Source organism: [Ruminococcus] lactaris ATCC 29176, from assembly GCF_025152405.1.
Classification (GTDB): domain Bacteria; phylum Bacillota; class Clostridia; order Lachnospirales; family Lachnospiraceae; genus Mediterraneibacter; species Mediterraneibacter lactaris.
Genome location: NZ_CP102292.1, coordinates 1,890,495 through 1,910,779, shown reverse-complemented (window position 1 = coordinate 1,910,779; position 20,285 = coordinate 1,890,495). Strand labels below are relative to the sequence as shown.

Below are 20,285 nucleotides of genomic sequence, written 5' to 3'. Positions count from 1 at the left end.
GTCAACTCCTTTATAAACATACTAATCATATATGAATAGTATATTAAAGCGAAGAAAGAGAAATGTCAAGTGTCATATATGAGAACTTTCAGAGATCCAGTTGCTTCAGTGCAAGTGCAATTCCATCCTGATCATTGTCTGCTGTGATAAAAAAGGACTCTTGGGTCTGAGGGATCTTTTACAATCCAGTCAGATCGGGTATAAGCCGCGTCCTTTGCTGTGAAGCCTTTTTCATAAAGAACAGAACGGTTTTCGTCCAGGATCAGTCCTCCTGAGAAGGCTATGATGGAACAGGTAAGTCCATAGTTACTTATGATCAGTTCAATGGCAGCAGGATAACGTGCAGAGGCGAGGACAAAAGAAGTTCCGTTGTTGCAGGTATGGGGTATTTGCAAAAGCCGTCTGTAGTGGTAAAATAAAGATTAAGGCTGAAAATAAAGATGGAGTGTAGAGAATGATAAAAAAGATCAGAGCGGGGGTGCTGCTCCTCTTCTTTCTGCTGCTTTCTTTCGAGGCCTGTAAAGCAGGTGATGCGGAAAAAGAAGCAGGCACAAAAGGCTGGAAAGAAGCTGCGGATGCCGCAGAGAATGAAGAGCAGGTGAAAAAGTCCTCATCCGATACGACCTGTTATACTTTTGAGGATGTGGAAGGAAATTCTTATCAGGCAGAGCTGCTTGACGAAGTGGCAAAGAACCCGTATAATTTTAAGAATCTTGTGACGGACCCGGAAAGCGGATATAAGACTTATTCAGATACGAAGAAGCATATTTCTTCAAAGCTGGGTGTGGACGTTTCTGAATTTCAGGGCGAGGATACAGACTGGCAGCAGGTAAAGGAAAGTGGGATTGATTTTGTGATCGTACGGCTGGGATATCGTGCCTACGGAGAGAGTGGTGTTCTAGTACTGGATGATATGTTTGACCAAAATGTGCAGGGTGCATTGTCAGCCGGCCTGGAAGTAGGAGTTTATTTCTTTTCACAGGCAACAACTTTGTCCGAGACAGTGGAAGAGGCAGATTTTGTACTGGAGCATATCAGGCAGTATGACATCACAGCACCGGTTGTATTTGATACAGAAGAGATCAAAGGGGATGAGGCAAGAACCGATTCCAATACACGGGAAGATTTCACAAATTACTGTAAGGTATTTTGCGACAGTATCAAAGCAGAGGGGTACGATGCAATGATTTATGCCAATATGAAATGGATGGCATTTACGCTGAAGCTGGAAGAACTTGAAGGATATGATTTCTGGTATGCGGATTATCACGAAGAGCCACAGTGTCCGTATGCATTTAAAATGTGGCAGTACAGTGAGACGGGAGAAGTACCCGGGATCACAGGACATGTTGATTTAGATTTATGGTTTCAGGAGGAAAATTAAATGAAATGGAATAAATTCCGGTTGAAGACAACGACAGAAGCAGAAGATATCGTCAGCAGTATGCTGGCAGATCTTGGGATCGAAGGTGTGGAGATTGAAGATAAGATCCCGCTGACAGAATCAGATAAGGAGCAGATGTTCGTTGATATCCTTCCGGAGATCGAGCCGGATGACGGAGTGGCATATCTGAGTTTTTATCTGGAAGAAGAGGCAGACACAGAAGCTGTGCTGGCGAATGTAAAAAAGGAATTAGAAGAGATGTCTGCTTATGTGAACGTCGGTGAATGCACGATTGAAGAATCCGAGACGGAGGATGTGGACTGGGTCAATAACTGGAAGAAGTATTTTCATCAGTTCTATGTGGATGATATCCTCATCATCCCGTCCTGGGAGGATGTAAAGCCGTCCGATGAGGATAAAATGGTCATCCATATTGATCCGGGTACGGCATTTGGAACAGGAATGCATGAGACAACCCAGCTTTGTATCCGGCAGATCAGAAAGTACGTGACGGAGAAGACGAAGATTCTTGATGTAGGATGCGGAAGTGGTATTCTTGGAATGCTGGCACTGAAATTCGGGGCAGAACATTCCGTGGGAACAGATCTTGATCCATGTGCGATCGATGCAACCTATGAAAATATGGAGAATAACGGGATCTCCAGAGACAAGTATGAAGTCATGATCGGAAATATCATTGATGATAAAGCAGTGCAGGACAAGGTCGGTTATGAATGTTATGATATCGTGGCTGCCAATATCCTGGCACCGGTACTGGTAGAGCTGACCCCGGTGATCGTAAACCAGCTTAAACCGGGCGGAATTTATATTACAAGCGGAATTATTGATGATAAGGAAGAAACTGTAAAAGAGGCAGTGGCAAAGGCGGGACTGGAACTCATTGATGTGACCTATCAGGGCGAGTGGGTGTGTGTAACTGCAAGAAAAAGGAATTAAAAGAAATTAGTAAAAGGAGAATGGAATGCAGCATTTTTTTGCGGATCGGTCCTGGGTTCAGGGAGATAAGATCCGGTTGGAAGGATCCGATGTCAATCATATGAAGAATGTCCTCCGTATGAAAGAAGGCGAAGAGGTACAGGTCAGTGACGGGACTGGAAATGCTTACCTGTGTCAGATAGAGGGGTATGAAGGTAATCAGGCTGTGCTGAAGATCCGGGAGAAGACGGAGAAAGATACAGAACTTCCGTCAAAGATCTGGCTGTTCCAGGGACTTCCCAAAGGGGATAAGATGGAACTGATCGTTCAAAAGGCGGTAGAACTGGGAGTGTACGGCATTGTTCCATTTGCGGCAAAGCGTTCAGTTGTCCGGCTGGATGAGAAAAAGGCCGGGAAAAAGCAGATTCGCTGGCAGGCGATCGCAAAGGGAGCTGCGGAGCAGTCAGGCAGAGGTCTGATTCCTGAAGTGGAGATCGTGAAGACCTATGCCGAGGCACTGGAGTTCGCAAAAGAGCTGGATGTGATCCTTGTTCCATATGAACTGGAAGAAGGCATGAAGGCAACGATGAGCATAATCGAAGCGATCAGACCGGGACAGTCTGTCGGAATCTTCATTGGCCCGGAGGGCGGCTTTGAAGAGCAGGAGATCGGGCAGGCACGAAATGCAGGAGCCGTTCCGGTCACACTTGGAAGAAGGATACTGAGAACAGAAACTGCAGGAATTACGACACTTTCAATTTTGATGTATCATCTGGAGTGTGCAGAGGTTCAGTAGCATTCTCAGAGAAAAGAACATATTTTATATAGAAAGAGAAGAAAAGGAAAGGGAAAATGGAAGCTTATTTAGATAATTCTGCCACGACAATGGCATATCCTGAGGTGGGAGAGCTTGTATATAAAGTGATGTGCCGGGACTACGGCAATCCGTCATCCATGCACCGCAAGGGTGTGGATGCAGAGCATTATGTCAAAGGAGCAAAAGAATCTTTGGCAAAGCTTATGAAAGTAAATGCAAAAGAGATCTTTTTTACTTCAGGTGGAACGGAGAGCGATAATCTTGCACTGATCGGATGTGCAAGAGCAAATAGACGGGCAGGGAATCATCTGATCACTACGTCCATCGAGCATCCCGCCATTTTAAATACGATGCGGTATCTGGAAGAAGAGGAAGGCTTCCGTGTGACCTATCTGCCGGTAGACTGCTGCGGACGGGTCAAGCTGGATGCATTAAAAGAAGCGTTATGCCCGGAGACGATCCTGGTATCGATCATGTATGTGAATAATGAAGTGGGAACAGTTCAGCCAGTGGAAGAGGCAGCGTCGATCGTGAAAGATTATAATCCGTCGATCTTATTCCACTCAGATGCGGTACAGGGGTTTGGAAAATACCGGATCTATCCGAAACGTCAGAAAATTGACCTGCTCAGTGTCAGCGGACATAAGATCCATGGACCGAAGGGAACGGGATTTTTATATATTGGTGAGAAAGTGAAGATCAGGCCGATTCTGTTCGGTGGTGGCCAGCAGAGGGATATCCGTTCCGGTACAGAGAATGTACCTGGAATTGCAGGGCTTGGTCTTGCGGCTGAGCTTGCATACAAAGATTTTGATATCAAGACTGCCCTGATGAGAGAACTAAAAGAATACTTTATCAGTGAGATCGGTCAGATGGAAAATACTGTGATCCATGGAGTGGCGGATGAGGGAAGTGCTCCGCATATCATCAGCCTGGGTGTAGCCGGGGTACGGAGCGAGGTTCTGCTGCATACACTGGAGGACAAGGGAATCTATGTATCGTCCGGATCAGCATGTGCTTCAAACCATCCGGCAGTCAGCGGAGTATTAAAAGGAATTGGGGCAGCGAGGGAATACCTGGATGCAACCATCCGAATCAGTATGTCGGAGTTTACAACAAAGGAAGAGATTGACTATCTTTTGGAGACACTTTATAAGTGTGTTCCGATGCTGAGAAGATATACAAGACACTAAGTGTATAAGAAGAGAAGGAGAAAGCAGATGAAATTTCATTCATTTTTGATCAAATACGGAGAGATTGGAATCAAGGGAAAGAACCGTTATATTTTTGAAGATGCACTGGTGCGTCAGATCCGTTATGCCCTGCAGGGAGCAGACGGAGAATTTCTGGTTCATAAGTGCCATGGAAGAGTTTATGTGGACTGTGAGGGAGAATACGATTTTGAGGAAACGGTAGAAAGCCTGAAAAAGGTCTTTGGCATCGTGGGAATCTGTCCGGTTGTACGCGTTCCGGTGGCTGAACTGGAGCAGTTAAAGAAAGATGTTGTATCCTATGTGGATCAGGTCTATGAGGATAAGAACCTTACTTTCAAAGTGGAGGCAAGAAGAGCAAATAAGCGTTATCCGGTCAATTCTATGGAAATCAACTGTGCAGTGGGAGAAGCGGTACTGGAGGCATTCCCGGAGACAAAGGTAGATGTGCATGATCCGGATGTGAGACTGAATGTGGAAATCAGGGAAGAAGTTTATATCTATTCAAAGATCATTCCGGGACCAGGAGGGATGCCGATCGGTACAAATGGAAGTGCCATGCTGCTTCTGTCAGGAGGAATCGACAGTCCGGTTGCCGGCTATATGATTGCCAAGAGAGGCGTTGAGATCGAGGCAACTTATTTCCATGCACCACCGTATACGAGTGAGAGAGCGAAAGAAAAGGTAGTTGACCTTGCACGCCTGGTATCTGCCTATGCAGGACCGATCAAGTTGCATGTTGTCAATTTTACGGATATCCAGCTTGCTATTTATGAAAAATGCCCGCATGATGAGCTGACGATCATTATGCGTCGTTATATGATGAAAATTGCCGAGCATTTTGCAAAGAAAGACGGATGTCTTGGGCTGATCACCGGAGAAAGTATCGGTCAGGTGGCAAGTCAGACGATGCAGAGTCTGAATGCGACCAATGCGGTTTGTACGCTTCCGGTTTACCGTCCGCTGATCGGATTTGACAAAAAGGAGATCGTGGAGATTTCGGAGAAGATCAACACATATGAGACATCAATCCAGCCATTTGAGGATTGCTGTACGATCTTTGTGGCAAAGCATCCGGTGACGAAACCGAACCTTGAAAGAATTGAGAAGTCTGAACTGAATCTGACCGATGTGATCGATGATCTGATGAAGACGGCGATTGAGACAGCAGAAGTGATCCGGATCCGTCAGAATGAAGCATAAACCGTGAGAAACACGCTTTACAGGTTTCGCTGATTATCGCGGCAGTTGCCAGGCATGGAGTCTGGCATGTTGCCCGCATAATAAAAAGAGGAAAGTCCTCTCAGGGCTTTCCTCTTAAATCGGCAAATATTTGGTTTATCCTGAATGCTTATTTAATGATATAAGCATCAAGTGCTGTAAGAATTTCATCAACGTTTCCGTCAGCGTGGATGTTCAGATCAATCGGCTTGGAAAGATCAAGACTGAAAATTCCCATGATTGATTTGGCATCTATAACATATCTTCCGGATACTAAATCGAAATCATTGTCATACTTGGTAATAGTATTAACGAATGACTTAACCTTGTCGATTGAATTTAATGAAATCTGTACTGTCTTCATTTCAAATCCCTCCTTGAATCTGCAATATTTGAGGTCTGTTACGACCTATGTATATTCTAAGGGATGATAAAGTAAAAGTCAAGGAACATTAGAGGAAAAAAGAGGTAATAACTATGTCAAAAAAAGCTGCATTGCACAACCTTGGATGCAAGGTAAATGCATATGAAACTGAGGCTATGCAGGAAATGCTGGAAAAGGCCGGATATGAGATTGTCCCGTTTAAAGAGGGGGCAGATGTCTATGTGATCAACACCTGTACCGTGACGAATATTGCAGACCGAAAGTCCCGTCAGATGCTGCACCGGGCAAGGAAAATGAATCCGGATGCAGTGGTTGTTGCAGCGGGATGTTATGTGCAGGCACAGGAGGGAAAAGTGGATTCCTGTATTGATATCGTGCTTGGAAATAATAAAAAGAAAGATCTGATCAGGATACTGGATGAATATAGGAAGTCCCGTGCAGAGAGCGGGCGGGAAAAGGAGATACTGCCGGATGTGGAACTGGAAGATATCGGGCATACAAAGGAGTATGAATCCCTCAATCTGACCAGACCGGGAGATCATACGAGAGCATACATCAAAGTACAGGATGGATGCAACCAGTTTTGCACGTACTGTATTATTCCCTATGCAAGAGGAAGAGTCCGCAGCCGTTCCATGGAAGATGTAACGGAAGAGGTCCGGACATTGGCAGAAAATGGATACAAAGAGGTTGTCCTTACGGGAATCCATTTAAGTTCCTATGGAATTGATTTTGATAAAGAAAGACATCTGCTGGATCTGATCCGGGCGGTTCATCAGATCGAGGGGATCGAGAGAATCCGGCTTGGTTCACTGGAACCGGGAATTATCACAGAAGAATTTGCAGAAGCAATTTCAAAGTTACCAAAGATGTGTCCACATTTCCATCTCTCACTGCAGAGTGGCTGCAATGCGACATTGAAGCGTATGAACCGGAGATATACAAGCGAAGAATATGCAGAACGTTGTGGTATCCTGAGAAAGTATTTTGAAAATCCGGCATTGACAACCGATGTGATCGTCGGTTTTCCGGGAGAGACGGAGGAAGAATTTGAAGCTTCCAGGAACTTTGTGGATTCGATTGATTTTTATGAAACCCATATTTTCAAGTATTCGAGAAGAGAAGGGACAAAGGCAGCAGTTATGCCGGATCAGGTAAGTGAGGGAAAAAAATCTGCGCGGAGTGCTGAAATGATCGAAATGGGTGAGCAGAAGCGGAGAGCTTATGAGGAAAGCTTTATTGGAAAAGAAGTTGAAGTTCTGGTGGAAGAGGAAATCGAAAGGAACGGAGAAATCTTTTGGACAGGACATACAAAAGAATATATAAAAATTGCACTACAAAGCAGGGAAAACCTGAGAAATTGTATCGTAAAAGTTCAAATTGAAGATGCTTTACAAATTATTCATTGAATTTCAGGGTGAATTATATTAAACTTGAGATAAGGCATCGGTTTCAGTCAGGAGACCAGTGTGATTGCAGACTTCCGGGTCAGGCAGCATCCGGGGTGTGACAGACAGATAAAAGCAAGACAGGAGGAAGAAAAATGGGCGATTTAAGTAATACGCAGTTCTTTCAGGTAGAGCCGGGACCGCAGATTTCTGCGAAGGATATTCTTGATATCGTATATAAGGCTCTGAAGGAAAAGGGATATAATCCGGTGAATCAGATCGTAGGGTATATTATGTCTGGAGATCCGACTTATATCACCAGTTATAACGGTGCGAGAAGCCTTGTGATGAAGGTAGAGCGTGATGAACTGGTAGAAGAATTACTGAAAGCGTATATCGAACATAATTCTTGGGAATAATCAGAATATGAGGATCATGGGACTGGATTACGGCACAAAGACTGTGGGCGTTGCGATCAGTGACGCACTGAAGATCACCGCACAGGGGATCGAGACGATACAGCGGAAAGAAGAGAATAAGCTGCGAAAGACTTGTGCCAGAATTGAACAATTAATTAAAGAGTACGAGGTAGAAAAGATCGTACTCGGATTTCCTAAGCATATGAATAATGATGTCGGTGAACGTGCTGAGAAATCTTTGGAATTTAAGGCGATGCTGGAGAGAAGGACGGGTCTGGAAGTAGTTATGTGGGACGAGCGTCTGACGACAGTGGCAGCAGAGCGTACGTTAATAGAGAGCAGTGTAAGAAGGGAAAACCGCAAGCAGTACGTTGATAAGATTGCGGCGGTTTTTATATTGCAGGGATATTTGGATTTATTAAGCATGAGGAACGGAGCAGATGGAGAAGATTAAATTTGCGTTTGGAGACGGAAATGGTGAGGACGAGTTTTTCGTCCTTGAGCAGACAAAGATCAACGGAGCTACATATATTCTTGTGACAGATTCGGAAGAGGATGATGCAGAATGCCTGATCTTAAAGGAGACGGGCGTGGAAGAGCAGACGGATAAGATGTATGAGATCGTTGAGGATGATACAGAGCTTCTGGCAGTATCTAAAGTATTTGAAGAACTGCTGGAAGATGTAAGTATAGAGATGTAACAGTTTTTTGAAGACCGATGGAGGGGAAACGGATACAGATGGGACAGGATAAGACGCAGGAATTACTGAAAGAGAAATTAAGAGGAAAGGGTCTGAAAGTGACTCATCAGAGGCTGCAGGTCTTATCTGTTCTTGAAGAGAATGGCGGACGTCATATGACGGCTGAGGATATTTATGAGCTAGTGTCTGTGGACAACCCGGAGATCGGCCTTGCAACGGTATACAGAACCCTGCAGCTTTTACTGGATATGCAGTTGGTGGACCGGATTGATTTCGGGGATGGATGCGTGCGGTATGAGATCGGACATCTGTTGAACGGAGATACCCGGCATAACCATCATCATCTGATCTGTAAAAGATGCAATAAGGTAGTTCCGTTTGATGATGATCTTCTGGATGATCTGGAAGAGCATATCGAAAAAGCGACCGGATTTCATGTACTGGATCATGAACTGAAGTTTTATGGTCTGTGCAGCAAATGTCAGAAAAAGGAAAATGAAGAGAAATAAAATGTAAAAAGCAATAAAGAAAAAGGTTTATGGAGGTGTTTTATTTTTGAAAAAAAAGAATAATGGAAAATTGCGTATCATACCGCTTGGCGGTCTGGAGCAGATCGGTATGAACATTACTGCGTTCGAGTACGAGGACAGTATTGTTGTCGTGGACTGCGGACTTGCATTCCCGGAGGATGATATGCTTGGAATCGACCTGGTCATCCCGGATGTCACGTATCTGAAAGATAATATTTCCAAAGTGAAAGGATTCGTGATCACCCACGGACACGAGGATCATATCGGAGCATTGCCTTATGTGCTTAAGGAGATCAATATCCCGATCTATACCACGAAGCTTACAATGGGAATTATCGAGAACAAATTAAAAGAGCATAATCTGCTCCGCAGTACAAGAAGAAAAGTAGTCCGTCATGGACAGTCTATCAATCTCGGAAAGTTCAGAATCGAATTTATCAAGACGAACCACAGTATTCAGGATGCATCCGCACTGGCAATCTATTCCCCGGCAGGAGTGGTTGTCCATACAGGAGACTTTAAAGTGGATTATACACCGGTTTTCGGAGATGCGATCGACCTGCAGCGGTTTGCTGAGATCGGAAAGAAAGGGGTACTTGCCCTGATGTCAGACAGTACGAATGCAGAACGCAAGGGATTTACCCAGTCTGAGCGTACTGTTGGTATCACCTTTGACCATATTTTTGCGGAGCATCAGAATACCCGTCTGATCATTGCTACTTTTGCGTCCAATGTAGACCGTGTACAGCAGATCATCAACTCTGCCTATAAATACGGAAGAAAAGTTGTTGTTGAAGGACGGAGCATGGTGAATATCATTTCAACGGCTTCGGAGCTGGGATATCTGAATGTCCCTGAGAATACGCTGATCGAGATCGACCAGATGAAGAATTATCCACCGGAGAAGATGGTGCTGATCACAACAGGAAGTCAGGGAGAATCCATGGCTGCTCTGTCACGTATGGCGGCAGACGTGCATCGGAAAGTGACGATCCAGCCGAATGATACGATTATTTTCAGCTCCAATCCGATTCCGGGAAATGAAAAGTCTGTATCAAGAGTCATCAATGAGCTTTCAGCAAAGGGAGCAGAGGTTATCTTCCAGGATGCTCATGTATCAGGGCATGCATGTCAGGAAGAACTGAAGCTGATTTATTCACTGGTGAAGCCTAAATATGCGATTCCGGTTCATGGTGAATACCGCCATCTGAAAGCAAATGCAGGTGTGGCAACCTCTTTGGGAATCCCGAAAGAGAATGTCTTTATCATTCAGTCCGGTGATGTACTGGAGTTATGTGATGAGTCGGCAAAAGTAGTGGACAAGGTGCATACAGGTGCTATTCTTGTAGATGGATTAGGTGTCGGAGATGTTGGAAATATCGTATTGAGAGACAGACAGCATCTTGCGGAAGATGGAATTATTATCGTTGTCCTGACACTGGAACGAAGAACGAACCGTCTGCTTGCAGGACCGGATATTGTTTCCAGAGGATTTGTATATGTCCGTGAGTCAGAACAGTTGATGGAAGATGCAAGAAAGGCAGTGGCCGATGCACTGGATAAGTGCCTGCGAGGAAAGCATACGGACTGGAATAAGATCAAGCTGGTGATCCGGGATGCAATGAATGATTATATCTGGAAAAAGACGAAGAGAAGACCTATGGTGATTCCGATTATCATGGATGTGGATGTGTAGATATGATAGTAGATGAACGTATCATTACATTCATCAATTCTATGGATACAGAGAACAGTGAAATACTGGAGCAGATTGAAAAGGAGGCACGTGCAGATTCCGTTCCGATCATCCGGCGGGAGATGCAGAGCTTCCTCAGGACGCTCCTTATGCTGAAAAAACCTGTGCATATCCTTGAAGTGGGAACTGCCGTAGGTTTCTCTGCGTTATTGATGAGTGAATATGCACCGGAAGAGTGCAGGATTACAACAATAGAAAATTATGAAAAAAGGATTCCCATTGCCCGTGAAAATTTCAGGAGAGCAGGAAAAGCTGACCGGATCACTCTGATCGAGGGAGATGCGGCTGAAGTGCTTACAGAGTTGACCGGGGAGTATGATTTTATTTTTATGGATGCAGCGAAAGGCCAGTATATCCACTATTTTCCGGAAGTGATGCGGCTCCTGGCAAAGGGAGGCTGTCTTGTATCAGATAACGTCATGCAGGATGGAGATATTATAGAATCAAGATTTGCCGTGGAACGGAGGAACAGGACGATCCATGCAAGGATGCGAGAGTATCTTTATGAATTGAAGCATAATGAAGAGCTGGTTACTTCGATCATCCCGCTGGGAGACGGTGTAACGGTAAGTATAAAGAAATAGCAGGAAGGAACAAAAACGATGAGCAGACATCCAGAATTATTGATTCCGGCGAGCAGCCTGGAAGTGCTGAAGACAGCGGTTATCTTTGGAGCAGATGCAGTTTATATCGGGGGAGAAGCATTTGGATTGCGTGCGAAAGCAAAAAATTTCTCGTTGGAGGACATGAAAGAAGGAATCGCATTTGCACATGCACACGATGTGAAAGTTTATGTGACTGCCAATATTCTTGCACATAATGGAGATCTCGATGGAGTCCGCACATATTTTGAAGAATTAAAGGAAATCGGACCGGATGCATTGATCATTGCAGATCCGGGAGTTTTTGATATTGCGAAAGAGGTTTGTCCGGAAATTGAACGTCATATCAGTACGCAGGCAAATAATACCAACTATGGTACTTATAATTTCTGGTATCGGCAGGGGGCGAGCCGTGTGGTATCGGCAAGAGAATTGTCGCTGCAGGAACTGAAGGAATTAAGAGCAAAAATTCCGGCAGACCTGGAGATTGAGACCTTTGTCCATGGGGCGATGTGTATTTCTTATTCGGGAAGATGTCTTCTGAGTAACTATTTTACCGGAAGAGATGCAAACCAGGGAGCATGTACCCATCCATGCCGTTGGAAATATGCGGTAGTGGAGGAGACAAGACCGGGAGAATATATGCCGGTTTATGAAAATGAGCGTGGAACTTATATTTTCAATTCAAAAGATCTGTGCATGATCGAACATATACCGGAGTTGATTGATGCGGGAATCGACAGCCTGAAGATCGAGGGACGTATGAAGACGGCTCTGTATGTTGCAACGGTTGCAAGAACTTACCGCAAGGCACTGGATGATTATCAGAAAGACCCGGAATTATACAGAAAAAATATGCCGTGGTATCTGGATCAGATATCAAACTGTACTTATCGTCAGTTTACGACCGGCTTCTTTTTTGGCAAGCCGGATTCGGAATCTCAGATCTATGACAGTAATACGTACATTAAAGAATACACTTATCTGGGGATTGTAGGAGAAGTGAAAGATGGTCTGATCCAGATTGAGCAGAGAAATAAGTTTTCAGTTGGCGAGACCATCGAGATCATGAAGCCGGACGGACGGAATGTTGAAGCGAAGGTAGTGCGGATCGTCAACCAGGACGGGGAAGAACAGGAAAATGCACCACATCCGAAGCAGATCCTTTTTGTGGAACTCAGTGAGCAGGCGGATGTATATGATCTGTTGAGAAGGCAGGAAAAGGTCTGAAAAGTTAGAAACTGATTATGTAGCTGCAGGGAACCGCCGGAGGCAGTTCCTGCGGGTCAGCAGAACCAGACCCTGAGTTTTTCTACAGCACTTTTTTCAATACGGGATACATAAGAACGGGAAATGCCAAGCAGAGAGGCTATTTCCCGTTGCGTGTATTCTTCACCATTATATAAACCATATCTCATTTTTAATACAAGACGTTCACGGGGAGAGAGTTCACTCTCCACTTTTTCATATAATTTTTGAATATTTTCTTTCAGATACAGTTTTTCGGGAACATCAGTATCAGTAGTTTCAATGATATCGTAAAGACGTATTTCATTGCCGTCCCGGTCCGTGCCAATGGGTTCATAAAGAGAAATTTCTTTTCCCCCTTTTTTCCTGGCACGCAGGTACATCAGGATCTCATTTTCAACACAGCGGGATGCATAGGCAGCAAGCCGGTTTCCTTTTTCAGGATCAAAGGAAATGACCGCTTTGATGAGTCCGATCGTACCGATGGAGATCAGATCTTCCATTTCTTCACCAAGATTCTGGTATTTTCTTACGATATGTGCTACAAGCCTCAGATTACGCTCAATGAGAATGTGCTTTGCTTCCAGATCACCCTCGGTGTACTTTTGAAAGTAATACTTTTCTTCGTCAGGCGTGAGGGGATTGGGAAATGTCTTCAAGGATACACCTCTTAGCACATTTGATATCATTGTATGAAAAAGGATATTATATCGTGCTTTTCCATCTGAAAAATGCCTGGGATTCAGTAAAAAATTTCTAAAATCCGGAAAAGAAAAATAAACTCCATTGACTTTTGAAAGAGAGTCCTCTATTCTGTCAGTACATTTCCAGAGCATTCCGCTCTGGCGATCAGATCAGGCTGGTTCAGCCAGGTTTCATTGAAAGTGATTTCGTAAAAAGAACGGTTTTATTATTCGGAAAGAGGTGCATATTGAGTTTCAGTACAGTAGTATCTGCTGCAACCGAAGGACTTGCAGTAGAATTTGTCCATGTGGAGGCAGATGTCAGCAATGGTCTGCCGGTATTTCACATGGTAGGATATCTTGCCTCGGAAGTAAAAGAGGCAGGAGAACGTGTCAGAACAGCAATTAAAAATTCAGGATTTGATTTTCCGGCAAAAAGGACGGTGATCAATCTGTCCCCGGCAACGATGCGGAAGAGAGGAGCATCGTTTGATCTTCCGATTGCAGTGGCAGTACTGACTGCTCTCGGAGAACTGTCAGGGTCCAGGATTCAGAACACTCTGATCATTGGAGAAATGGGACTGGACGGGAGTGTCAGAAAAGTTCCCGGAATCCTGCCGATCGTGGCAGAGGCGAAAGAAAGAGAAGTCAGAAGGTGTATTGTGCCGGAAGAAAATAAGGCGGAGGCAGCTTTAGTCAGTGAAATGCAGGTAATCGGGGTGAAGGACTTGAAAGAAACGATTGAGTTTCTGAAAAGCGGGAGCAAGCCGCAGAAAGTGCAGCAGACCGGGAGTGTGCAGGAAAGAGAGACAGAGGAGAGTTTTCCAGATTTTGGAGATCTCTGTGGACAGAAAAATGTCAGAAGGGCAGCAGAAATTGCAGTGGCAGGAGGTCATAATCTGCTGCTGATCGGTCCTCCGGGCAGTGGAAAGACAATGACAGCCGGCTGTATCGCAGGGATCCTTCCACCTATGAGTACGGAAGAAAGTATGGAGGTAACGAAAATCTACAGTGTTATGGGGATGGTAAATGAAAAACAGCCACTGATCCGGAAGAGACCGTTCAGAAACGTGCATCATACAGCAACAAGGGCGGCACTGATCGGAGGAGGGATGATTCCAAGACCCGGGGAGATCAGTCTGGCACATCAGGGTGTCCTCTTTTTAGATGAACTCCCTGAATTTAAAAAAGGTGTCCTTGAGGTGCTGAGACAGCCGTTGGAGCAGCATTGCATTCGTATTACAAGAAATTATGGCACATATACCTTTCCGGCAGATTTTATGCTGGTGGCGGCAATGAATCCCTGTCCGTGCGGGTGCTATCCGAATCTGGAACGATGTACCTGTACGCCTGCACAGATCCAGGCTTATCTCGGAAAGATCAGCCAGCCCTTTTTAGACCGGATCGATCTGTGTGTGGAGGCAGGGAGAGTTGATTATGAGAATCTGACAGAACAGAAAAAAGGAGAAGCATCAGCGGAGATCAGGATGCGGGTCTGCAGGGTGAGAAATCTTCAGAAAGAGCGGTATGAAGGGAAGAAGATCAGAAGAAATACACAGCTTGAGGGGGAGCTGCTGAAAAAATACTGTGCATTGGGAACCAAAGAAGAAGCTATGATGCGTCAGGCATTTGAACGGTTCAGCCTGACGGCAAGATCCTATCACCGGATTCTGCGGGTTGCAAGAACGATCGCAGATCTGGATGGCAGGGAAAAAATCAGCGAGGAACATCTGAGTGAAGCTTTAGGATATCGCATGGTTGACAAAAAATACTGGGGCAGATAGAAGGCAGAGAAAAGGGAAGAGAACCTGTGTGGAAAGTGGAATGGAACGAGAAAGAAAATAGAAAGAAATCAGAAAGAACAATAAAAAGAACAATAAAAAAGAAAAATAAAAAAGAACAATAAAAAAGAACAAAAGAAAGGAGCAGGGATATGGGACAGGAAAAATATGAGGTATGGTTTGCAGGGATACGGGGACTTGGTGCAAGAAAAAAATATTTGCTTCATGAAGCTCTGAAATCGTGCAGAAATGCATATTATATAGAAGAAACGCAGTTGAAAAAATTCCCTTTTCTGACAGAAAAGGACGGTCAGGAAATCCGGCAGGCACAAAAGAGGAAAGATCCGGAGAAAATCTGCGAGGAAATGAAGAAAAAAGGAATCCGTATAATCCCGTATTATTCAGAAAAATATCCCCCAAAATTACTTCAGCTTGCGGACTTTCCATTTGCATTATTCGTGAAAGGAAAACTTCCGGGAAAAGATACTGAGAAGGCAGCGATCATAGGAGCGAGGAACTGCACCGCTTACGGAGAAAAATATGCAGTAGAATATGGAAGAAAGCTGGCACAGGCAGGAGTCGATGTCATCAGCGGACTGGCAAGAGGAATTGATGGAATGGGCCATCGTGGTGCGTTGATGGAGAAGGGGAAAACGTTTGCAGTTCTGGGCTGTGGTGTGGATATCTGTTACCCGAGAGAACATATTGGTCTGTATATGGATATTCTGGAGCAGGGAGGTGGGATCTTGTCTGAATTTCCACCCGGTACGCCGCCGCTGGCTGTCAATTTCCCGCTCAGGAACCGGATCATCAGCGGTCTGTCTGATGTGATCCTTATCATGGAGGCAAGAGAACGGAGTGGTTCACTCATCACAGCCGACCTGGCACTGGAACAGGGGAAGGAGGTTTATGCTCTGCCCGGACCGGTAGACAGTCCGCTCAGTACCGGCTGTAACCGGCTGATCCAACAGGGGGCCGGTGTACTCCTGTCAGCCGAAAACCTGCTGAATGAATGGGGAATTATGCCGGATAATTTGTGCAGAAAGACGGAGATAAAACCTGATAAAAATAAAAAAACGCTTGAAAGTGAAGATGAATTGGTGTATAGTTGTGTCGGTCTGTATCCAAAGAATGTGGAACATTTAGTGCTGGAGACAGGACTGGAAATCAGGAAACTGATGCGTGTTCTGGTATCTTTGGAGTTACAGGGATATATAAAAGAAGTTTCAAAGAATTATTATATCAGAAGGTAGAAGAAAGAATACTTCTGCCGGATGGAGGAAGTAGATTTATGGCACATTATCTTGTAATCGTGGAGTCTCCTGCAAAGGTAAAGACAATTAAGAAATTCCTTGGAAGTAATTATACCGTGACGGCTTCTCAGGGACATGTAAGGGATCTTCCGAAAAGTCAGCTTGGAATTGACGTAGACAATGACTACGAACCAAAATATATTACAATCCGTGGGAAAGGAGATATCCTTGCAACGCTCAGAAAAGAAGCAAAAAAGTCAGATAAAGTCTTTCTTGCAACCGACCCTGACCGTGAGGGAGAAGCTATTTCGTGGCATCTTGCCACAGCATTGAAGCTGGACGAAAAGAAGATGCGGCGTATCACATTTAACGAGATTACGAAAAATGCAGTAAAGGCATCATTGAAAAATCCAAGAGATATTGATATGAACCTGGTAGATGCCCAGCAGGCAAGAAGAGAGCTGGACCGTATGGTGGGATATAAGATCAGTCCGCTGCTCTGGGCGAAAGTGAAAAGAGGTCTGAGTGCAGGAAGAGTCCAGTCAGTGACACTTCGCATTATTGCAGACCGTGAAGCAGAGATCGATGCATTTATTCCTGAAGAATACTGGTCGCTGGAGGCAGTTCTTAAGGTAAAAGGCGAAAGACGTCCACTGACGGCAAAGTTCTACGGAACTGAGAAAGAAAAAATGACGATTCATTCTAAAAAGGAAATGGATGAGATTCTGAAAGCTCTGGAAAATGCAGAGTTTCAGATTACGGATATTAAAAAGAGTGAGCGGATCCGCAAGGCACCGTTACCGTTTACGACCAGTACCTTGCAGCAGGAGGCAGCAAAGGCTCTGAATTTTGGAACGCAGAAGACGATGCGTATTGCACAGCAATTATACGAAGGTGTGGATATCAAGGGCAGTGGAACCGTAGGTATCATTACCTATCTGCGTACGGATTCGACACGTATTTCGGATGAGGCAGATGCTGCAGCAAGAGGATATATCGGTTCGGTTTACGGAGCGGAATATGTGGCTGCAGGAAATCAGATCAAAAATGATGGAAAGAAGATCCAGGATGCCCATGAAGCAATCCGTCCGACTGATATTTCCAGGACACCGGCGGCAATAAAAGAGTCTCTTACGAGAGATCAGTTCCGTCTGTATCAACTGATATGGAAACGTTTTACGGCAAGCCGTATGCAGCCGGCACGTTATGAGACAACGGCGGTTAAGATCGGGGCAGCAGGTTATTGCTTTACCGTTGCAACTTCAAAAGTAGCTTTTGACGGATTCCGCTGCGTCTATACAGAAGCAGAGGAAGAGAAAGAGGAGAGCAATGTTCTTGTCGGAAATCTGAGTATGGATTCAGTACTGACAAGAGAAGAGTTTGAGCCAAAGCAGCATTTTACCCAGCCGCCGGCACATTATACGGAGGCAAGTCTTGTAAAGACACTGGAAGAACTGGGGATTGGACGACCTAGTACTTATGCTCCGACGATCTCTCTGATTCTGGGAAGACGCTATGTGACAAAAGAGGGAAAAAATCTCTACATGACCGAGATCGGGGAAGTTGTCAATAATATGATGAAACAGTCTTTCCCTAGTATTGTGGATGTGCATTTCACAGCAAATATGGAAGGGCTTCTGGATATGGTTGAAGAGGGAAAAGTACCGTGGAAAGAAGTCATCCGTAATTTCTACCCGGATCTGGACGAAGCTGTGCAGAAAGCAGAAAAAGAGCTGGAGAGTGTGAAGATCGAGGATGAGGTGACTGATGTAGTCTGTGAGGAATGTGGACGAAATATGGTCATCAAGTATGGACCGCATGGAAAATTCCTTGCCTGCCCGGGATTCCCGGAATGCAGAAATACGAAGCCGTATCTGGAAAAAATCGGAGTACCATGTCCGATATGCGGAAAAGATGTCGTGATCCGCAAGACGAAAAAGGGAAGAAGATATTACGGCTGTGAGAATAATCCGGAATGTGAATTTATGTCATGGCAGAAGCCGTCGAAAGAAAAGTGTCCACAGTGTGGTGGATATATGGTTGAAAAGGGAAATAAGCTTGTATGTGCAGATGAGCAGTGTGGTTATGTAACAAGTCTGAAAAAAGAGCAGGATCATGCGTAAATTACATTGATGTTTTCAGAATTGTATGATAATATAGACTTGCTTACAAAATTTTTTGCATTTGTATATACAACTTAGAATTGTGGAGGAGACAATGAGCGTACAATTATTGGATAAGACCAGAAAGATTAATAAACTTTTGCATAATAATAATTCCAGCAAAGTAGTGTTTAATGATATCTGTGCCGTCCTGACGGAGATTCTTGACTCCAATGTACTGGTTGTCAGTAAGAAAGGAAAGATTCTGGGAGTCAGCAAGTGTGATCATGTCAGAGAGATTCATGAACTGATCACCGAGGCAGTCGGATCGCATATTGACAGTATGCTCAATGAGCGTCTTTTAAGCGTCCTGTCTACCAAGGAAAATGTAAATCTTGAGACTCTGGGATTTTCTGCTGATGCAGTAGAGGGATGTCAGGCGATCATTACACCGATTGATATTGCGGGAGAAAGACTTGGTACATTATTTATTTATAAGCAGGATGCTACCTATTCCATTGATGATATTATTCTCAGCGAGTATGGCACTGCGGTTGTCGGACTTGAGATGCTTCGTTCAGTGAATGAAGAAAGTGCTGAAGAGACGAGAAAAGAGCATGTTGTCCAGGCTGCGATCAGTACCCTTTCATTTTCAGAACTGGAAGCGATCATCCATATTTTTAAAGAGCTGAACGGAACAGAGGGGATTCTGGTTGCAAGCAAAGTGGCTGACCGTGTAGGAATTACCCGTTCCGTGATCGTGAATGCACTGCGTAAGTTTGAAAGTGCGGGTGTGATCGAGTCCCGGTCTTCCGGTATGAAAGGAACTTACATCAAAGTACTGAACGATTATGTATTTACAGAACTGGAACGGATTGAGAAAGAGCGGATGTATTAGGAAGGAAAGACAGCTATGTATGAGGGAAATCCTGTTGATCTGCAAATGGAAAAAGTGATATCTGCGGATGGAATTTTTGACGACACAACACGAGCCTGCCGGGTATATAAGTATGATATCGAGGACGAATACATTTATCTTGAATTGAAAGAGGATGAACTGACAGCGATTCTGCTGGATGCAAAGTACCGGTGTTATATTTCCACGAAGACGGAACTTCTGTGCTGTTCCGGTGTCGTAAAAGAGAGATACCGGTCAGAGGGAATCAATCTCTTAAAGTTCCGCATTGAGAATGGATTTTATAATATCTACGAAGACCGCCGGGCAACGAGACACATATAAGAAACCCCATAAAAGGCATAAAAGAACGTAAAGAAGAGCTACAGGAAAGAACCTGTGGCTCTTTTCTGGTTGCATAAACCCGGCAGGCTGCATTCGTGCAGGTACGATACAGGAAGGAATCTAAAAAAAATCTAAACTAGGTTGACAAATGGGAAGTGGAGTGCTATTTTATATTCATGGGTTAGCACTCAAGTGAAAAGAGTGCTAATAAGCTGAATATCAAGGAGGAATTACAATGAAATTAGTACCATTAGGTGACAAGATCGTTTTAAAGCAGTTAGAAGCAGAAGAGACTACAAAGTCCGGTATCGTATTACCGGGACAGGCGAAAGAGAAGCCGCAGGAGGCAGAAGTTATCGCTGTAGGACCTGGCGGTAATATTGATGGAAAAGAAGTTGTAATGCAGGTAAAGGTCGGAGATAAAGTTATTTATTCCAAGTATGCCGGAACAGATGTTGAGCTGGATGGCGAGGAATATATCATCGTTAAGCAGAATGATATTCTTGCAATCGTTGAGTAAAGTACATTCAGAGCCGGAGAAATCCTGAGAAGAATGGCGGGCAGATCTGAAGAACAGGAACAGATCAGAGAAGCAGAGATAGATGATAGATCGAAAAGAATGAAAAGG

22 protein-coding genes are annotated in these 20,285 nt (G+C 44.5%); 19 read left to right on the top strand and 3 right to left on the bottom strand.

Annotated features, from left to right (window positions below; genetic code table 11):
- Positions 1 to 131 precede the first annotated feature (131 nt).
- Positions 132 to 395 (bottom strand): HAD hydrolase family protein, encoded by a 264-nt coding sequence (locus NQ541_RS08935; RefSeq protein ID WP_081442977.1) that lies wholly within the window; start codon positions 393 to 395, stop codon positions 132 to 134.
- Positions 396 to 454: 59 nt separating this feature from the next.
- On the opposite strand from NQ541_RS08935, the gene NQ541_RS08930 reads away from it, so the two are divergent.
- Genes NQ541_RS08930 through thiI form a run of 5 tightly spaced genes read left to right on the top strand, consistent with a single transcriptional unit; the run spans position 455 to position 5,551 of the window.
- A complete protein-coding gene (locus tag NQ541_RS08930; protein WP_005612789.1) occupies positions 455 to 1,384 on the top strand; it encodes a glycoside hydrolase family 25 protein in 930 nt (309 codons plus the stop codon).
- Positions 1,385 to 2,341: a 50S ribosomal protein L11 methyltransferase gene (gene prmA / locus NQ541_RS08925; RefSeq protein WP_005612790.1), complete on the top strand. Its 957-nt coding sequence runs from the start codon at positions 1,385 to 1,387 to the stop codon at positions 2,339 to 2,341.
- A gap of 25 nt (positions 2,342 to 2,366) precedes the next feature.
- On the top strand, positions 2,367 to 3,116 hold the full coding sequence (locus tag NQ541_RS08920; RefSeq protein ID WP_005612792.1) for a 16S rRNA (uracil(1498)-N(3))-methyltransferase: 750 nt from the start codon (positions 2,367 to 2,369) through the stop codon (positions 3,114 to 3,116).
- Between the two features lie 56 nt (positions 3,117 to 3,172).
- Positions 3,173 to 4,330, top strand: a complete 1,158-nt coding sequence (locus NQ541_RS08915; protein ID WP_005612794.1) for a cysteine desulfurase family protein — start codon at positions 3,173 to 3,175, stop codon at positions 4,328 to 4,330.
- Positions 4,331 to 4,357: 27 nt separating this feature from the next.
- Positions 4,358 to 5,551: a tRNA uracil 4-sulfurtransferase ThiI gene (gene thiI, locus NQ541_RS08910; RefSeq protein WP_023921203.1), complete on the top strand. Its 1,194-nt coding sequence runs from the start codon at positions 4,358 to 4,360 to the stop codon at positions 5,549 to 5,551.
- A 148-nt stretch (positions 5,552 to 5,699) separates the two neighbouring features.
- Here the strand turns inward: thiI and NQ541_RS08905 are convergent, their stop codons facing one another.
- The gene (locus tag NQ541_RS08905; RefSeq protein WP_005612798.1) at positions 5,700 to 5,933 is read right to left on the bottom strand and encodes an HPr family phosphocarrier protein; all 234 of its coding nucleotides are present in this window, start codon (positions 5,931 to 5,933) and stop codon (positions 5,700 to 5,702) included.
- Between the two features lie 113 nt (positions 5,934 to 6,046).
- Between NQ541_RS08905 and mtaB the strand changes: the two genes are divergently transcribed.
- From mtaB to NQ541_RS08865, 8 genes are all read left to right on the top strand, one after another.
- Positions 6,047 to 7,363, top strand: coding sequence for a tRNA (N(6)-L-threonylcarbamoyladenosine(37)-C(2))-methylthiotransferase MtaB (gene mtaB, locus NQ541_RS08900; RefSeq protein ID WP_005612800.1), 1,317 nt, complete (start codon positions 6,047 to 6,049; stop codon positions 7,361 to 7,363).
- A 134-nt stretch (positions 7,364 to 7,497) separates the two neighbouring features.
- Positions 7,498 to 7,761 (top strand): IreB family regulatory phosphoprotein, encoded by a 264-nt coding sequence (locus NQ541_RS08895; RefSeq protein WP_005612802.1) that lies wholly within the window; start codon positions 7,498 to 7,500, stop codon positions 7,759 to 7,761.
- A 7-nt stretch (positions 7,762 to 7,768) separates the two neighbouring features.
- On the top strand, positions 7,769 to 8,215 hold the full coding sequence (gene ruvX / locus NQ541_RS08890; protein WP_005612804.1) for a Holliday junction resolvase RuvX: 447 nt from the start codon (positions 7,769 to 7,771) through the stop codon (positions 8,213 to 8,215).
- Positions 8,202 to 8,462: a DUF1292 domain-containing protein gene (locus tag NQ541_RS08885; protein WP_005612805.1), complete on the top strand. Its 261-nt coding sequence runs from the start codon at positions 8,202 to 8,204 to the stop codon at positions 8,460 to 8,462. The genes ruvX and NQ541_RS08885 overlap by 14 nt, the downstream gene beginning before the upstream one ends.
- 38 nt (positions 8,463 to 8,500) lie before the next feature.
- Positions 8,501 to 8,971 carry a Fur family transcriptional regulator gene (locus tag NQ541_RS08880; protein ID WP_023921206.1) on the top strand — a complete coding sequence of 157 codons (471 nt, stop codon included), beginning with the start codon at positions 8,501 to 8,503 and terminating at the stop codon, positions 8,969 to 8,971.
- Positions 8,972 to 9,017: 46 nt separating this feature from the next.
- Positions 9,018 to 10,688: a ribonuclease J gene (locus tag NQ541_RS08875; RefSeq protein ID WP_005612808.1), complete on the top strand. Its 1,671-nt coding sequence runs from the start codon at positions 9,018 to 9,020 to the stop codon at positions 10,686 to 10,688.
- Between the two features lie 2 nt (positions 10,689 to 10,690).
- Entirely contained in the window at positions 10,691 to 11,332 is a 642-nt protein-coding gene (locus NQ541_RS08870) for an O-methyltransferase (protein WP_005612809.1), read from the top strand.
- 18 nt (positions 11,333 to 11,350) lie between these two features.
- On the top strand, positions 11,351 to 12,580 hold the full coding sequence (locus NQ541_RS08865) for a peptidase U32 family protein (RefSeq protein ID WP_005612810.1): 1,230 nt from the start codon (positions 11,351 to 11,353) through the stop codon (positions 12,578 to 12,580).
- 56 nt (positions 12,581 to 12,636) lie between these two features.
- On the opposite strand, the gene sigK is transcribed toward NQ541_RS08865, so the two are convergent.
- Positions 12,637 to 13,257, bottom strand: coding sequence for an RNA polymerase sporulation sigma factor SigK (gene sigK, locus NQ541_RS08860; protein WP_023921211.1), 621 nt, complete (start codon positions 13,255 to 13,257; stop codon positions 12,637 to 12,639).
- A 272-nt stretch (positions 13,258 to 13,529) separates the two neighbouring features.
- On the opposite strand from sigK, the gene NQ541_RS08855 reads away from it, so the two are divergent.
- From NQ541_RS08855 to NQ541_RS08830, 6 genes are all read left to right on the top strand, one after another.
- On the top strand, positions 13,530 to 15,065 hold the full coding sequence (locus NQ541_RS08855; RefSeq protein WP_005612812.1) for a YifB family Mg chelatase-like AAA ATPase: 1,536 nt from the start codon (positions 13,530 to 13,532) through the stop codon (positions 15,063 to 15,065).
- A 149-nt stretch (positions 15,066 to 15,214) separates the two neighbouring features.
- Positions 15,215 to 16,315 (top strand): DNA-processing protein DprA, encoded by a 1,101-nt coding sequence (gene dprA / locus NQ541_RS08850; protein WP_005612813.1) that lies wholly within the window; start codon positions 15,215 to 15,217, stop codon positions 16,313 to 16,315.
- A gap of 38 nt (positions 16,316 to 16,353) precedes the next feature.
- Positions 16,354 to 18,438 carry a type I DNA topoisomerase gene (gene topA / locus NQ541_RS08845; RefSeq protein WP_005612814.1) on the top strand — a complete coding sequence of 695 codons (2,085 nt, stop codon included), beginning with the start codon at positions 16,354 to 16,356 and terminating at the stop codon, positions 18,436 to 18,438.
- Positions 18,439 to 18,532: 94 nt separating this feature from the next.
- The gene (gene codY / locus NQ541_RS08840) at positions 18,533 to 19,315 is read left to right on the top strand and encodes a GTP-sensing pleiotropic transcriptional regulator CodY (RefSeq protein ID WP_005612815.1); all 783 of its coding nucleotides are present in this window, start codon (positions 18,533 to 18,535) and stop codon (positions 19,313 to 19,315) included.
- A gap of 15 nt (positions 19,316 to 19,330) precedes the next feature.
- Positions 19,331 to 19,657 (top strand): hypothetical protein, encoded by a 327-nt coding sequence (locus tag NQ541_RS08835; RefSeq protein ID WP_005612816.1) that lies wholly within the window; start codon positions 19,331 to 19,333, stop codon positions 19,655 to 19,657.
- Between the two features lie 235 nt (positions 19,658 to 19,892).
- Positions 19,893 to 20,177, top strand: a complete 285-nt coding sequence (locus NQ541_RS08830) for a co-chaperone GroES (RefSeq protein ID WP_005612817.1) — start codon at positions 19,893 to 19,895, stop codon at positions 20,175 to 20,177.
- Positions 20,178 to 20,285: the final 108 nt, after the last annotated feature.

Excerpts from the sequence above, each read along its gene's own strand:
- NQ541_RS08930 (WP_005612789.1), top strand. The coding sequence starts at position 455 with ATGATAAAAAAGATCAGAGCGGGGGTGCTGCTCCTCTTCTTTCTGCTG.
- prmA (WP_005612790.1), top strand. The coding sequence starts at position 1,385 with ATGAAATGGAATAAATTCCGGTTGAAGACAACGACAGAAGCAGAAGAT.
- NQ541_RS08920 (WP_005612792.1), top strand. The coding sequence starts at position 2,367 with ATGCAGCATTTTTTTGCGGATCGGTCCTGGGTTCAGGGAGATAAGATC.
- NQ541_RS08915 (WP_005612794.1), top strand. The coding sequence starts at position 3,173 with ATGGAAGCTTATTTAGATAATTCTGCCACGACAATGGCATATCCTGAG.
- thiI (WP_023921203.1), top strand. The coding sequence starts at position 4,358 with ATGAAATTTCATTCATTTTTGATCAAATACGGAGAGATTGGAATCAAG.
- NQ541_RS08905 (WP_005612798.1), bottom strand. The coding sequence starts at position 5,933 with ATGAAGACAGTACAGATTTCATTAAATTCAATCGACAAGGTTAAGTCA.
- mtaB (WP_005612800.1), top strand. The coding sequence starts at position 6,047 with ATGTCAAAAAAAGCTGCATTGCACAACCTTGGATGCAAGGTAAATGCA.
- NQ541_RS08895 (WP_005612802.1), top strand. The coding sequence starts at position 7,498 with ATGGGCGATTTAAGTAATACGCAGTTCTTTCAGGTAGAGCCGGGACCG.
- ruvX (WP_005612804.1), top strand. The coding sequence starts at position 7,769 with ATGAGGATCATGGGACTGGATTACGGCACAAAGACTGTGGGCGTTGCG.
- NQ541_RS08885 (WP_005612805.1), top strand. The coding sequence starts at position 8,202 with ATGGAGAAGATTAAATTTGCGTTTGGAGACGGAAATGGTGAGGACGAG.
- NQ541_RS08880 (WP_023921206.1), top strand. The coding sequence starts at position 8,501 with ATGGGACAGGATAAGACGCAGGAATTACTGAAAGAGAAATTAAGAGGA.
- NQ541_RS08870 (WP_005612809.1), top strand. The coding sequence starts at position 10,691 with ATGATAGTAGATGAACGTATCATTACATTCATCAATTCTATGGATACA.
- NQ541_RS08865 (WP_005612810.1), top strand. The coding sequence starts at position 11,351 with ATGAGCAGACATCCAGAATTATTGATTCCGGCGAGCAGCCTGGAAGTG.
- dprA (WP_005612813.1), top strand. The coding sequence starts at position 15,215 with ATGGGACAGGAAAAATATGAGGTATGGTTTGCAGGGATACGGGGACTT.
- topA (WP_005612814.1), top strand. The coding sequence starts at position 16,354 with ATGGCACATTATCTTGTAATCGTGGAGTCTCCTGCAAAGGTAAAGACA.
- codY (WP_005612815.1), top strand. The coding sequence starts at position 18,533 with ATGAGCGTACAATTATTGGATAAGACCAGAAAGATTAATAAACTTTTG.
- NQ541_RS08835 (WP_005612816.1), top strand. The coding sequence starts at position 19,331 with ATGTATGAGGGAAATCCTGTTGATCTGCAAATGGAAAAAGTGATATCT.
- NQ541_RS08830 (WP_005612817.1), top strand. The coding sequence starts at position 19,893 with ATGAAATTAGTACCATTAGGTGACAAGATCGTTTTAAAGCAGTTAGAA.